This is a genomic window from Nannocystis pusilla (genome assembly GCF_020073745.1).
In the GTDB taxonomy this organism is placed as follows: Bacteria; Myxococcota_A; Polyangia; order Nannocystales; family Nannocystaceae; genus Nannocystis; species Nannocystis radixulma.
Genome location: NZ_JAIRAU010000028.1, coordinates 405,522 through 419,206, shown reverse-complemented (window position 1 = coordinate 419,206; position 13,685 = coordinate 405,522). Strand labels below are relative to the sequence as shown.

General features: G+C 71.9%; 9 protein-coding genes. 5 read left to right on the top strand and 4 right to left on the bottom strand.

What is annotated here, in order from left to right:
- Nucleotides 1-799 precede the first annotated feature (799 nt).
- From K7C98_RS23210 to K7C98_RS23190, 5 genes are all read left to right on the top strand, one after another.
- Entirely contained in the window at nucleotides 800-1,519 is a 720-nt protein-coding gene (locus tag K7C98_RS23210; RefSeq protein ID WP_224193924.1) for a hypothetical protein, read from the top strand.
- Nucleotides 1,520-1,759: 240 nt separating this feature from the next.
- Entirely contained in the window at nucleotides 1,760-2,071 is a 312-nt protein-coding gene (locus tag K7C98_RS23205) for a hypothetical protein (RefSeq protein WP_224193923.1), read from the top strand.
- A gap of 179 nt (nucleotides 2,072-2,250) precedes the next feature.
- A complete protein-coding gene (locus tag K7C98_RS23200; protein WP_224193922.1) occupies nucleotides 2,251-3,999 on the top strand; it encodes a carboxylesterase/lipase family protein in 1,749 nt (582 codons plus the stop codon).
- Between the two features lie 65 nt (nucleotides 4,000-4,064).
- Nucleotides 4,065-6,833 (top strand): hypothetical protein, encoded by a 2,769-nt coding sequence (locus tag K7C98_RS44470; protein WP_276572688.1) that lies wholly within the window; start codon nucleotides 4,065-4,067, stop codon nucleotides 6,831-6,833.
- A gap of 5 nt (nucleotides 6,834-6,838) precedes the next feature.
- Nucleotides 6,839-8,680: a hypothetical protein gene (locus K7C98_RS23190; protein ID WP_224193921.1), complete on the top strand. Its 1,842-nt coding sequence runs from the start codon at nucleotides 6,839-6,841 to the stop codon at nucleotides 8,678-8,680.
- A gap of 117 nt (nucleotides 8,681-8,797) precedes the next feature.
- Here K7C98_RS23190 and K7C98_RS23185 read toward each other — a convergent pair whose 3' ends face one another.
- The 4 genes from K7C98_RS23185 to K7C98_RS23170 all read right to left on the bottom strand — a co-directional run bounded on the left by K7C98_RS23185 (nucleotide 8,798) and on the right by K7C98_RS23170 (nucleotide 13,640).
- The gene (locus K7C98_RS23185; protein ID WP_224193920.1) at nucleotides 8,798-9,373 is read right to left on the bottom strand and encodes a TetR/AcrR family transcriptional regulator; all 576 of its coding nucleotides are present in this window, start codon (nucleotides 9,371-9,373) and stop codon (nucleotides 8,798-8,800) included.
- A gap of 428 nt (nucleotides 9,374-9,801) precedes the next feature.
- A complete protein-coding gene (locus K7C98_RS23180; RefSeq protein WP_224193919.1) occupies nucleotides 9,802-10,968 on the bottom strand; it encodes an ADYC domain-containing protein in 1,167 nt (388 codons plus the stop codon).
- A gap of 615 nt (nucleotides 10,969-11,583) precedes the next feature.
- Nucleotides 11,584-12,798 (bottom strand): ABC transporter permease, encoded by a 1,215-nt coding sequence (locus K7C98_RS23175; RefSeq protein ID WP_224193918.1) that lies wholly within the window; start codon nucleotides 12,796-12,798, stop codon nucleotides 11,584-11,586.
- Nucleotides 12,795-13,640 (bottom strand): ABC transporter ATP-binding protein, encoded by an 846-nt coding sequence (locus tag K7C98_RS23170; RefSeq protein ID WP_224193917.1) that lies wholly within the window; start codon nucleotides 13,638-13,640, stop codon nucleotides 12,795-12,797. The genes K7C98_RS23175 and K7C98_RS23170 overlap by 4 nt, the downstream gene beginning before the upstream one ends.
- Nucleotides 13,641-13,685 lie beyond the last annotated feature (45 nt).

The following is a 13,685-nucleotide window of genomic DNA, read 5'->3' as shown; positions in this document are numbered from 1 at the left end:
CACCAACTGTGATTGTGCGTTGCGCGGCCCGGCCGACGGTGCATGCTCTGTCCGGGCAGACAGACGATGATCCTCGCCGTCGCATTGCGATTCACCATCCATGTCCTCAAGAGCATGTTCATGAGGTCATGTTCGAGGTCCGGCAGCCGGAGCGCTGAATGGGCCGATCGTCCTCGCGATCGCTGGCCCCGGTTCTTTGCGGTCGTGATCGTCGCGCGGCGGGGGCTTCCGCGGCGAGCGCACGACCTGCCTCTCGGGACAGGTCCGTCCGCGCCGGCCCACGCGCGAGCCGGCGGGGCCAGCGGAACGGCGGCGGACGTCGACGGCCGAACGGCCGTAGGCGGCGAGCTTGGCCTCATGGGTGGGATGAAGGCCTACACTCCGTGCGAGTGGGCGGCTCACGCGCGGGGTGACGACGTGGTAGCCTGGCGCAGGATTGCCCGGCGTGCGAACACAGGGATGCTCCGGGTGGCTCGTCGCGCTGGTCGTTGTGCTGGTGACGGGGCCGGTGCAGGCCGCCGAGCTACCGCCGTGGGAGCCGACGGCGACAGAGCAGGAGCAGGAGGCAGGGGAGCAAGCGGGCGATGGGTCGTCGGCGAATGCACAGAGTGTGGCCTCGCCGGGATCGGTGCAGCCGCCGGGATCGCCGTCGGTGCCGGGGGGGGACGCGCCTGGGCAGGCGCAGGCGACCGCGCCAGAGCAAGTTTCGGGGCGGGGGCAGTCGCAATCGCCGGGGCAGTCGCAGGCGCAATCGTCGGGGCAGGGGAGGCCGCGGGTGGCCTCGGAGGAATTGCCGGCGGTGCCGATCGATCCGAACGACGCGCCGTTCATGCGACCGCCCAACAATCAGATCGCGACCACGCCGCCGCGCACGCGGCCCGACATTCGTCAGGGGTGGTCGGCGCGACGGCGGTTCGCGTTCACGGTGGCGCCGGCGTTCGCGTCGCTGCGGCTGCCGTTTCAGGGGCGGGTCCAGGCCGACGGCAGGACGCCGCAGCGGATCCACGGCGCGGGCGTCAACCTCGAGTTCGACGTGCAGGTGTGGCGCTGGATCTGGGTCCGCGCGCTCGGGGTGTATTCGGGTCACCCGGTGGCCGAGGAGCGGGCCGAGGTCGACATGGAGGTCGTGCGCACCGCGCCGCCCGGTACGATTCACGTGGCGGGAGCCGGCTTCGGTCCGGCCTTCGCGCTCGACCTCGGGCGGTTCTTGCCGTTGATCGAGCTCGGAGTGGCGGGGCTGCGGGTCGTCACGCCGCAAGGGGGAGTCAAGGGGCAGCGCGGCGAGGCGTGTCTCGACAATGGCGCGTGCGACGTCGGGCTGAAGTGCAACGGCGCGCGGATCTGCGAGGTGACCACGCTCGGCGAAGGGTATCTCGGGCTCGCCGTCGATCTGCTGGTGCGGCGCCACCTGAGCTTCGGCGCCCAGTTCCGCTACAACATCCCGTTCTCGCAGCTGCGCAACCTGAACATCGCGCCAGGTTATCTGCTCGGGACGGTGCGGCTCACCGTGCGCTTCTGAGTGCGTCGAGCCGGGGCACCGGCGGCGCGAGCCTTCTCGTGATGAGGCGCGGGGGTCGCGACGATGCGGGCGCGAGCTGCCCGCCGACGCGAGGGGCGGTCGATGCGTGGGCTTCGCCCGGGTGTCATCGCGCTCGGCGCTGGCACGTGTGCGCCGCGGCCGCGAGCGAGGACGAGCGGACGACTCGAACGCGGTTCTGGGGGCTGTCGCGCGCACGGGCGATGTGCGACCATGCCCGCCATGCGGCAGTTCCTCTGGTACCTCATCTTCGCGGTCTCCCTGTTCGTCGGTTACCAGGGGTACGTGAATGCGCAGAACTTCCGCGAGACGCAGGGCGACGCCCGCAACGCGGTGTGCAAGGCGCTGAACCAGACGCCCGAGGCGTGCGACCTGCCGGGCAACGCCGAGCCGAACGGGCACTCGACGGGCGTGACCGGCCGGACCTACCAGTTCACGACCAAGGGCGGGGCGAGTTGGCTGGCGGAGTGCAAGCGCGAGTACACGTTCTTCGGCACGTGGTCGTGTACGGCGCGCTCCGGCTCGCTGATGTGAGACGCGCGCGGACGCTGAAGTGCGACGGCGGTGCGCGGAGGAGCGAGACGACGGCGCGCGAGACGGCACTTCGGCGGGGGCAGGTGGTCCGCGGCGCGAGCTGGAGGCGAGGTCGGCGCGGCGGGGAAGTGAGACCGGGAGGCTTGTGCGCGTGGGCAGGCGCGGACATCCTGCCCGGCATGGTGAAGCGCGAGGGATGGGCGGCGATGATGACGGTCGCGGTGCTGGGGTGCAGCACTGCGGCGTCGAGCACGGGGACGGACGATTCGTTGTCGATCGGGTCGACGACGACGGAGGCCTCGCCGAAGGACACGATCGGCGCGACGGCGGAGACGCTCGGACCGACGACCGGGCTCAGCGAGCCGGCGCCGACGGGCGAGGTGACGACGGGTGAGGCGTCGACGGGCGTCGGCCCGAGCGCGTGCGGGGGGGACATCGCGCCGGGGCCGACGATCGTGCACACCTCCGGCGGGGCGATCGAGGGCGAGCAGCTGGCCGACGTGGTGGCGTTCCGCGGGGTGCGGTACGCCGAGCCGCCGGTCGGCGATCTGCGCTTCCGTCCGCCGCAGCCGCGCATGTGCGTGCCCGAGCTGGCGCCGGCGCTCGAGCTCGGGCCGCGCTGCCCGCAGGTCGAGAAGAACGCGCAGGGCCAGGTGGCGACGATGCTCGGCGACGAGGACTGCCTGACGCTCAACGTGTGGACGCCGGCGACGGGGGACGCGGGACGGCCGGTCCTCGTGTTCATCCACGGCGGCGGCAACGCGACCGGCGGCAGCGACGACGCGCTGTACGACGGGGCGGCGCTGGCGGCCGCGCAGGACGTGGTGGTGGTGACGCTCAACTACCGGCTCGGTGCGCTCGGGTTCCTGACGCACGACTCGCTGGCCGCCGAGTCCCCGGAGCAGGTCTCGGGCAACTACGGGATCCTCGATCAGGTGCTGGCGCTGCAGTGGGTGCAGGACAACATCGCCGGGTTCGGCGGCGACCCGCAGCGCGTGCTGCTGTTCGGCGAGTCGGCCGGGGCGGTGAACACGTGCAGCCTGGTCGGCTCGCCGCGCGCGGCGGGGCTGTTCCAGCGCGCCATCGTGCAGAGCGGGTCCTGCAGCGAGCGCGCGCTGGCGAAGTACGAGGCGGACATCGCGGCGCCGTGGGTGGCGGCCTCGGGCTGCGCCGACGCGGCCTGTCTGCGCGCGCTGTCGGTGAGCGAGATCCTGACGCTGCAGCCCGACGGCTACCCCGATGTCGCGGCGCTCGGCCAGGGCTGGGGGCCGCACGTCGACGGCGCGGTCATTCCAAAGCCTGCGCTCATGGCCATGTCCGAAGGGACACACAACGCGATGCCGCTGGTGATCGGGGCCAACGCCGAGGAGACGGCGAAGGCGGTGCCGCCGTTGACGGTGCCGCAGTACGAGGCGCTGGTGCAGGTGACCTTCGGTCCGCAGGCGGCGATGGTGCTGGCGCAGTACCCGGCGGCCGACTACGGCGACGACGGGCAGGCGGCGTACGTGGCGTTGACGTCGGACCTGAAATTCATCTGCGGGGCGCGCCGGGCCGCACGGGCGGCCGATGCCGGCCAGGAGGCGCCGGTGTTCCGCTACCACTTCGCCTACGACGGGTACGAGACGGCGCCGAACACCACGGCGGCGGCGTTCCACGGGCTCGAGCTGGTCTACATCTTCGCCGGCTGGGGCGCGGTGCTCCCCGATCCGCTGGAGTACGAGCCGAACGCGGACGACCTGGCGATCTCGCAGCGCCTCCAGTCGGCGTGGGCCCGCTTCGCGGCGACGGGCGACCCGGCAGGCGCGGACCTGACCTGGCCCGCGTACGTTGGTGCAGACGACAATGGCGCGCTGCTCGACGAGCCGCCGGATCTATTCAACGGCGTACGCACGCAGCAGTGTGATTTTTGGGACATGTTGCTGCCTTGATGCGAGCCGCGAGGTCCGAAGGAGAGGCGGTTGCCCGGTCGATGGCCGGCGGGTAGCGTCGCCGCGTGGTGTCGCTCGCGTTCGTGCTCGCCCTGCTGGCCCCGCCGTCGGGGACGGCGGAGATCGCCGGCGAGCGCCATCGCGAGCTGACCCGACCGCCGGCCGAGGCCGCTGCGCCGGCGCCGTGGGTGGAGCGTCGCGAGCTGTCCTTCGCGCCAGTCGAGGGCGGCGTGCAGCTGCGCGGGCGCTGGACGATCCGGTCCTTCGGGACAGGTTGGTTCAGCGGCCGGCTGTTCGCCGCCACGCCGGGTTTGCGGGTGGTGTCGGCGCGCTGGGGGGCGGCACCGGCGGCGCTCAAGGTCGACGACGAGGGCGGGACGGTGGCAGGGCGGGTGCAGGGCAGCGTGGAGCTGACGGTCGAGGCGTTCGTGCCCGGCGACCCGGCCCGCGCGGCGCTGGCGTTGCAGCTGTTGCCGGCGGTGCGCGGGTCGATCACCGCGGCCGCGCCGGCCGGTCTGGCGGCGGCCTTGCGGGTCGACGGCGCGGACTCGCTGGCGATCCGCGACCGCCACTGGAGCGGGGCGCAGGCGCTCGAGCTGTCCTTTGTGACACCTCCGGCGCCGGCCGCCGATCGCCCGCCGGTGGTGGTGGCGAAGGTCGGGATTGGGTTGACGGTCGGCGACGCCGATCTGCGCGGCCGGGCGCGCGCGGTGTGGGAGGTGCGGCAAGGCGAGATCTCGACGGTCGAGCTGCAGACCGCGGGGCTCGGCGGCGACCTCGAGGTGATCGGCGCCAACGTCCGCGGGTTCGTCCGCGAGGGCGAGCGCGTGCGCGTCGACCTGCAGGCGCCGGTGCGCGACCGCGTCGAGCTCGAGCTGCGCTGGTCGGCGCCGATCGGCAGGGCGGCCGAGACGCGCGCGGGCCTGCCGACGCTCGCGCCCGTGGGGGTGTTCCACAGCGAGGTCGCGCTGCAGCTGGCGCGCGACGGCGAGGTCGAGGCGGTGCCCGACGCGCCGGGGTGGAGCTACGTGGCGGCGGCGACGTTGCCGGCGTGGGCCCAGGGCCTGGTCGAAGGGACAGCCACGGCGGCGCTGGTGCAGGGCGGCTCGCAGGCGACGGGTGGTTCGCTCAGTCTGCTGCGCTTCGTGCCGCTCGAGGGGCCGCCGATGGTGGTCGACGTCGCGGCGTACACGATCGCCACCAGCCGCGAGGGCCGGGCGCTGGTGCGGGCCCACTACGAGCTCCGCAACGAGCGCGCGGCGCACCTGCGGCTGACGCCGCCGCCGGGTTACAAGGTGATCGGGGTGCGCGTCGGCGGCCAGACGGCGGCGCCGGCCCGGGCCAAGGACGGCAGCTGGATCGTGCCGCTGCTGCGCTCGGTCGAGACGGTCACCGGGTTGCTGTCGTTCCCGGTCGAGGTGATCCTGCTGGGGGAGTCGAGCGAGTGGCACCGGCGCGAGACCCGGGAGCTGCGGCTGCCGACGATCGACGCGCCGATCGCCGTGTCTCGACTGACGCTGCACCTGCCGCCCGGGTACCGCTCGCGCAAGCAGCCCGGCGACGGCGACGTGGTGGCGGCGTTCACCCGCGGCGAGGGCATCACCTACGGGCTCGGGGTCGGCGAGGTCGGGGCGGCCCAGGCCGACGCGGTGTTCCAGGACGCGGTGCAGGCGTGGATGCGCAACGACTTCAGCGGGGCGCAGGACAAGCTCGACGCGCTGCGCGGGATGGGGGCCAAGAACGAGAACATCGCCCGCCTGCAGAGCAACCTCGACGTCGTGGCCGGCAAGTCATCTGGCTCTCAGGACATGTCCCTTCAGCGTAGGGTGCGCGAGCAGGCCAAGGCGCGCGCCTACGCCGACGTGCAGGCGCAGGCCGCGTTGAAGAAGCAGGCCGAGGAGGAGCGGGCGCGCGGTGATTATGCGGCGTCGGCCTCGAGCTATCAGCAGGCGCTCGCGGTCGGTGACAAGCTGGCGCAGCTCGAGCAGGCGGAGTCGGTCGAGCAGAAGACGACCAACGCGGCGCTCGCCGAGGAGTTCCGGGCGGTGCAGACCAAATCGTCGGCGGTCAAGCCGCGACGGCGGGCGCGGAAGGTCGGCGGCAAGGCGCAGACGAGCGCGGGCTCGTCGGTCCACGACTTCGACGACGACGCGGTGGCGGGCTCGTTCACCACGCCGACGGGCGGCACCGCGGCCGCCGGCCAGCCGTCGCGGGTGGCGAAGGTGCCGGTCGGCGGCGAGGGTGGGTTCGAGTCGCCGGCGGACTTCGGCCGCGACGGGCTCGTCGACGAGGCGCCCGCGTACGGCGAGAGCGACGAGGCGAGCGCGGGCGACGTCGCGGTCGGGCGAGTCGGCGCGGAGCAGGATCTCGAGACGCCCGCGGAGCCGAGCGTGACGCCGCCGCAGCCCGCGCCGCCGCCCGACGTGGCCGAGACCCGCGTCCCGCGCGAACCGATGCCGATCGATCCGGTCGCCGATACGCAGCGGACGCTCACGGCCGCGCCCGGGGTCGTCCGCGATTACGCCGAGGTCGTGGTGGTCCAGCGCCGGGCGTCGGCCAAGGAGCGCGTGGCCTCGGGGCGGGCGCGCCGGGCCGAGCGGAAGCAGACGCTCGACACCAAGTTCAAGGCCGAGGCGCCGAAGCGCGACGAGGCTGACTCGAAGGACAGCCCGAACCTCGGCGGCATGCCGACGCCGGAGGTCCACGCCTCCGCGCTGTCGGTGGTCGTGCCGGCGGTCGGCGAGGCCGTCCGTTACCAGAGACTCCTGCTCCCCGCCGGGGCCGCGTACGCGGTCGAGATCTCGGCCAAGGAGCCGCTCATCGCCAAGGAATGACCCATATGCGCAGCGCTGCGTTCGCCCTCGTCACCCTGTTGTCCCTGTCGCCCGTCACCGCCGCCGCCGCGCCCGACGACCCCGAGCGGGTGGTGATGAAGCTCGACGAATTCCTCAAGCTGTACGAGAAGAACCGCGCCGAGGAGGTGACGGCGCCGCTCGACTACGCGCTGTCGTCGGCCCGCTACGAGGGCGAGGTCCAGCTCAAGGACGGCGAGCCGTACGCGGCTGTCTTCAAGGCCAGGTTCCGCGTCGAGGTGCTGCGGGCCAAGGGCTTCGCCAAGGTGCCGTTCTTGCCGGCCACGGTGGCGCTCGAGTCGGCGAAGATCGGCAACGCCGAGGCGGCGGTGGTCATCGAGGACGGGCACTACGTGCTGGTCACGCAGCAGCGCGGGGCGCTGACGCTCGACGTGACGTTCGCGGCGGCGGTGACGACGGCGGAGGGCTCGTCGGCGGTGTCGTTCCAGCTGTCGCCGGCCGGCGCGACGTCGGCGGTGCTGTCGGTGCCGGCGCGCGAGGACCTCGACTTCACGGTCGCGGGCGCGAAGCTGCAGTCGGACAAGGTGGTCGGCGACAAGCGGGTGGTCGAGGCGGTGCTGCCGTCGACCGGGGCGCTCGAGGTCAAGTGGCAGCGCGAGCTGCCGAAGGCGGCGCAGCAGGCGAGCCGGGTGCTCAGCGAGGTCTACACGCTGGTGAGCCTCGGCGAGGGCCTCATGCGCGCGACCACGACCGCGCAGTACACGATCCTGTTCACCGGCGTCGACAAGCTGGCGCTGCGGGTGCCCAAGGACATGACGGTGCTCGACGTGGTCGGCGCCGGCGTGCGCGAGTGGAAGGTCGACGGCGAGGGCAACCTCGCGGTCCAGCTCAACTACGCGGCCAAGGGCTCGTACGGGCTGCGCATCGAGATGGAGAAGGTGGTGCGCGGCGACATCAAGGACGTCGCCGCGCCGGTGCCGGTGCCGGTCGGCGTCGAGCGGGCGCGCGGGTTCGTCGGCGTCGAGTCGCGCGGCAACCTCGAGGTCGACGCCGGCGACGTCAAGGGCGCGACGCCGGTCGACGTGCGCGCGCTGCCGGCGGCGATCCTCGGCATCACCGGGCAGCCGGTGCTGCTCGGCTACAAGTACCTCGGCACCGACGTCAGCATCCCGCTGAGCGCGTGGCAGCACGTCGACGCCGACGTGCTGGTGACCCTGCTCGACGAGGCGCGGGCGCGGACGATGTGGACCCGCGAGGGTCGCCGCCTCACCTCGGTGAAGTACCGGATCCGCAACAACCGGCGCCAGTTCCTGCGCCTGGCCCTGCCGAAGGGCGGCGAGCTGTGGAGCGCCTCGGTCGGCGGGCGCGCGGTCCAGCCGGCGCTCGCGGCGGACAAGCGGGTGATGATCCCGCTGGTCCGCTCGCAGGCGGCCGGCGGCGAGCTGGCGGCGTTCGAGGTCGAGATCGTGTACGTCGAGAACGGTGCGCCGCCGTCGGACTCGGGCCGCGGGCAGTTCAGCGCGACGCTGCCGCGCGCCGACGCCCCGTGCACCTACGTGGCGTGGACGGTCTACGCGCCCGACGACGCCAAGGTCAAGCGGCTGTCGATCGACGGCAACCTCCGCAAGGTCCGCTACCTGTCGAACCCGATCCCGGCCGAGGACATGAACTACGTGCAGGCGGCCAACCCCGCGGTGGTCGAGGGGGCGCAGACGCAGGCGGCCCCGGGCGGGGCGCTCGGCGACGGGGCGATGCCGGTGCCGGTCAGCCTGCCGCTGCAGGGCCGCGAGGTGCATTTTGAGAAGCTGCTCGCGCTCGACGAGGAGCTGACGATCGGCTTCAAGTACCGCGGGCTGAAGAAGCGCTGAGAGCCCGGCCGGCTGCTGGTCGAGAGGACACGCCCGATCGCACATGTCTCTTTCGCCATGGCGCGAGGAGCATGTCCTCTCGAGCCGCCGCCCGGACGCGGGGCGGTCGTTGCGGGGTCACGCGCGCGGGACCAGGCCGTCGAGCACGAGCTGGAGGGCCCGGGTGGCGCGACGGCGGCGGGCGGCGAGGGTGGGAGCGCCGACGACGGCGGCCGAGACCATGGCGATGACCGACAGCACGTCGGAGGGGGAGAGGTCGCGGCGGATCGCGCCGGCGGCCTGGGCCCGGCGCAGCGGCCCGGCGAGCAGACGGGTCATGCGGCGGGCGAGCGCGTGCAGGTCGGGGGCGCCCGGCCCGGTCAGCAGCGCGGGCACGAGCGCGTGGCTGGCGATCTGCTGCTCGATGATGGCCGACAGCAGGGTGGTGAACGCGTCGGCGCGGCCGGCGTGGGCGGCCGCGAGCGCCTCGAGCGCGGCCACGTTGCTGGCGAAGATCGCCGAGCCGAGGGCGTAGCGGTCGGAGAAGTTGCGGTAGAGCGTGGCCCGGCCGACGCCGGCGCGGCGGGCGATGGCGTCGAGCGGGACGTCGAAGCCGGACTCGGCGAACACTTCGCGCGCGGCGGCGATCAGGCGGTCGCGGTTGTCCTGCGCGTCGCGGCGGCGCGTGGGCGGGTGATGGGCGTCGTCGGCCACGGCCGGACTGTACGTCGATCCATAACTGGACACCACTGTCCGCTTCTTCTGCGCGAGGGTAGGGCTGCGGCCGCTTGGGACCCCATGTCTCTCGCGTCTGCTCCCCAGGGCCGGCGGGTCGTCGCTCACGGGTCACACGTCGACGATGGCGAATGCCGTCGACGACCGCGAGGCGCATGACCTGTCGTACGCGGCTCGCGGCCGCGGCACCGGGCGCGTCCCCGGCCGTCTCGCGCGCAAGAGCGCCGGAGGGAGCGCACGTTCGCGGGGCGCACGCGTGCGCCGCCGACGCGGCGACCCCGCCTGCGGTGCGGGCGCCGACAGTGCATTTCACGGCGATCGGCCCGCCGGTGAATCATCAACTATCGACAATGACGACACCCGGCGCGTCGGGGCGGCGCGCCGGGTGCGGGAGGGGGAGCGGGCGATCAATCGTCGTGGTCGTGGCCGTGGCCCTTGCCGTGGCCCTTGCCGCAATCGTCGTCGTCGTCGTCGTCGTCGTCGTCGTCGTCGTCGTCGCTGTCGTGCTTGTTGAAGGTGCTGGTGATGAGGGCGCGGTGGTTCTTGAGCGAGCCGCAGTCGCCGAGCTTCTTCGGCTTACCCTTCTTGTCGAGGAAGCACTTCGGGTAGAGGCCCTGATCCTTGAGCGACTGCATGCGGATGTCGTTGAGGCAGTAGGCGCCGTCGGGCGTCCACTCGGCCTCGATGAACCAATCGGTGGTAGGCGACTCGATCTGCGGCGTGAGGTGGTCCCACAGGTCGATCGCGTTGCCGGTGATGGTCCACGGCTCGCCGTTGCCGCAGTAGTCGGCGCGGGCCATGCGGGTGCAGGCCTGGTGGTAGTCCGTGAGCGGCATCGGCCCGCAGTTCTTGCCCTTCTCGTAGTTCTTGCAGCGGACCGCGGTCGCCCACGGGCGGTAGCCCCACAGGGTGCACTTGGCGAGCACCGCGTTGGTACACGCGAAAGTGATGACGTTGTCGTCGTCGACGCGATCGCCGGTCTCGAGGTTCCAATAGTTGCGCAGCGGGAGCGCCGGCACCGGCTGGTTGTTCTCGTCGTAACACAGCGACTTCCATTCGCCGCCGGCTTTCGGGCGATGCACGATATCGTACAGGTAGACGTCGGCCTGCTCCTCCGACTGGTAGATGTCCTCGAAGCGCAGGATGTAATCCTCGTAGTGATCCTGACCGTCGATGACCTGGCCGATGCGGATGTCCCACTCGGACCCGATGAAGTCGGTGCCGCTGACCGGGACCGGCGCGCCGTCGTCGTCGATCACGGCGCTGAACAGGGTGCCGTTGAGGACGGGGCCGTTGAGCACCGGGCCGTTGAGTACGGGCCCGTTGACCTCGATGCCGTTGAGGACGGGGCCCTGGATGACGGGGCCGTTGAGGACGGGGCCGTTGAGCACCGGGCCGTTGAGGACGGGGCCGTGGAGGATCACGCCCTGGAGGACCGAGCCGTTGAGCACCGGTCCCTGCAGCACCGGCGAGTTCAGCACCTGGGCGTTGTACTCGGTCTCGCGCACGCCGACGGCGTCGGCGACACCGTCGCTCCCCTCATAACACGCGCCGATGCACGTCATCGCCGCCATCAGAACGACACGATTTGAGCCTGCCATAACGCCCCTCCCATTCATCGTTCGACCCTACCACGCCGCCGTGAGCCCGCGGAACTGATTTCTTCACGGCCCGTCACGAACGACATGCCATGTCGTATCGTACATATGCATAGACGCCCCATTTCGCGTGGTGTGACGTGCAATGGCTCCAGCCTCAATGGTGGGGTTCAATCTGCGGACATATGTCCGCAGTCGCTTGACCGCAATGATGCGTCTCGTATGATCGGCGAGGGGGTCACAGGCATCATTCGCAGCGGCCGCGAGCGGGCGACGAGGCCGCCAACGAGTCGGTAGAGCGAGGTCCGGCTCTGACTCGGCCGTCTATACACATACGTTTCATGACCGCCGATTTTCGCGCATGTGCCATGATTGCGGCGCGCGGTCTTCGCGTCGCGCCTCGACGGTGAGCGGGAACGGCAGCCCCCAGGCTGCTATGTGCATACAGGCCCGAGCTTCCGCGAGTCGTGAACCACGGTTCGCGCGGCCGCAAAACGACGATTCGCCCGCGTATGCGGGTCGACGGCGACGCCGGGATCTCGCCGGCGCCGCGGACGAGGGAAGGGGGGTCGGAGCGCCCCGGTGGCCGCGTCAGGAGCGGAACACGATGTCTTCGCGGGAGAACCACCGGGCGCACGCCAGCATGCCGCCGGCGGCCAGCAGCAGCAGCGAGGCGAACACCAGCGCGAGGTGCAGCGGCTCGGCGGTGCCGGCGATGATCTCGCGGGTCGCGAGCGACACGTTGAGCACCGGGACGAGCGCGGTGACGAGGCCGAGGCGCACGCCCGGCGCCAGGGCGATCGCGGCGGGCACGACGACGACGATCATCAAAGGGCTGATGACGCTCATGGCTTCCTTGTAGGAGCGGGCGTAGAGCGACAGCATCAGCAGCGCGGCGGCGAAGAACACGCTGAGCGGGAGGATGAGCGCGAGCACGAGGGCGATCGTGCCGGGGGCGAGGACGCTCTGGATGGCGCTGAGGATGGCCGGGGGGATGCCCTCGATGCCCTGCTGCACGCTGACGTACATGCCGACGGTGGCGAGCAGCGCCGAGGTGAAGCCGGTGAGGGTGACGACGGCGAATTTACCGAGGGCGATCTGCAGGCGGCTGGCGGGCGAGGACAGCAGGGTCTCGAGCGTGCCGCGCTCCTTCTCGCCGGCGGCGAGGTCGATGGCCGGGTACATGCCGCCGGTGAAGCAGAAGATGATGAACATGTACGGCAGCAGGCCGCCGAGCAGCTTGCCGAACAGCTCGCGCGAGCTGACGACGTCGGTGCGCTGGACGTCGATCGGGTCGAGCACCCGCGGCTCGACGCCGAACGACCGCAGGCGCTCGTCGAGCAGCTTCTGCTCGAAGCGCGCGAGCGCCTGCTCGACGCGGGTGCGCGGGATGTCGAAGTCGTCGCTCGACTTGTGGAGCAGCTGCACCGGCGCCGGGTAATGCGCCGCGAGGGCGGCGGCGTAGCCCGACGGGACGATGAGCGCGGCGTCGAGCGCCTCGCTGCGCACCTGCTCGGGCAGGCCGGTGACGTCCTGGACCTCGGTGACGGCGAAGCCGGGCTCGTGCCGCAGGAACTCGGCGAGACCGGAGCCGCGGCCGTCCGGGCCGAGCTCGGCGTCGGCGACCGCGACCTCGAGCGTCTTGTCGCGCGCCTCGGCGGCGCGCGACTGCGAGAACTTGGCCATGCCGACCATCAGCAGCGGGAACAGCAGCAGCGGGACCACCACCATCGCCACCAGCGTGCGGCGGTCGCGGAGGGTGTCGCGCAGCTCCTTGCGGAATACGACGAGAGCCGGCGAACTCATGGCCGCGCCTCCCCGAGCTCGGCCTCGGCGGCGTCGATGAGGCGCACGAACTCGTCCTCGAGGGTGCGCCGCTGGCCGTGCTCGTCGACCGCGCGGGCGAGCACCTCCTCGAGGCCGCCGCCGGCGAGCACGCGGCCGCGGTGGAACACCGCCAGGTCGTCGGCGAGCATCGTCACCTCGCTCATGATGTGGGTCGAGAACAGGACGGTCTTGCCCTGGGCGCGGCAGTCCTTGATGAGCTGGATGATCGCGCGCGCGGCGATGACGTCGAGGCCCGAAGTCGCCTCGTCGAATACCACGACCTCGGGGTCGTGGATGACCGTACGGGCGATGGCGATCTTCTGCTTCATGCCGGTCGACAGCTGGCCCGCCCGGCGGCCGGCGTAGGCCTCGATGCCGAGAGCGCCGAACAGGGCGTCGCGGCGGCGCTTGTAATCGGGCGCGGCGACGCCGTGGAGATCGGCGGCGTAACGCACGTTCTCCTCGGCGGTCAGGCGCTCGTACAATTTGGTCGAGCCGGTGAGGAAGCCGAGCCGCCGCCGCGCCGCGACCGGATCGGCGAGCGCGTCGACGCCGGCGATCGAGATCCGCCCGCCGTCGGGGCGCAGCAGGGTGGCGATCATGCGCAAGACGGTGGTCTTGCCGGCCCCGTTGGGCCCCAGGAGCGCGAATACGCGGCCGGGGCGGCAGCGAAACGTGGCCCCGGCGACCGCCTGAAGGTTGGTGGCACTAGCTCCAGGTCGGCCGGCAGTTTTGGAGGGTGCCGCGCTCTGGGCCGCCAATTCGCGCCGTTGCTGGCGCGAGATCGGGAAAGACTTGGTGAGATCGACGACTTCGATCATCGGGGGAGTCGTTGACTGTAGCAGCGGCGCGCGGATATGGATACT

Bases quoted from the DNA above. Each gene is read 5' to 3' on its own strand.
- K7C98_RS23170 (WP_224193917.1), bottom strand. From the start codon at position 13,640: ATGATCGAAGTCGTCGATCTCACCAAGTCTTTCCCGATCTCGCGCCAG.
- K7C98_RS23175 (WP_224193918.1), bottom strand. From the start codon at position 12,798: ATGAGTTCGCCGGCTCTCGTCGTATTCCGCAAGGAGCTGCGCGACACC.
- K7C98_RS23190 (WP_224193921.1), top strand. From the start codon at position 6,839: ATGCGCAGCGCTGCGTTCGCCCTCGTCACCCTGTTGTCCCTGTCGCCC.
- K7C98_RS23205 (WP_224193923.1), top strand. From the start codon at position 1,760: ATGCGGCAGTTCCTCTGGTACCTCATCTTCGCGGTCTCCCTGTTCGTC.
- K7C98_RS23180 (WP_224193919.1), bottom strand. From the start codon at position 10,968: ATGGCGGCGATGACGTGCATCGGCGCGTGTTATGAGGGGAGCGACGGT.
- K7C98_RS23200 (WP_224193922.1), top strand. From the start codon at position 2,251: ATGGTGAAGCGCGAGGGATGGGCGGCGATGATGACGGTCGCGGTGCTG.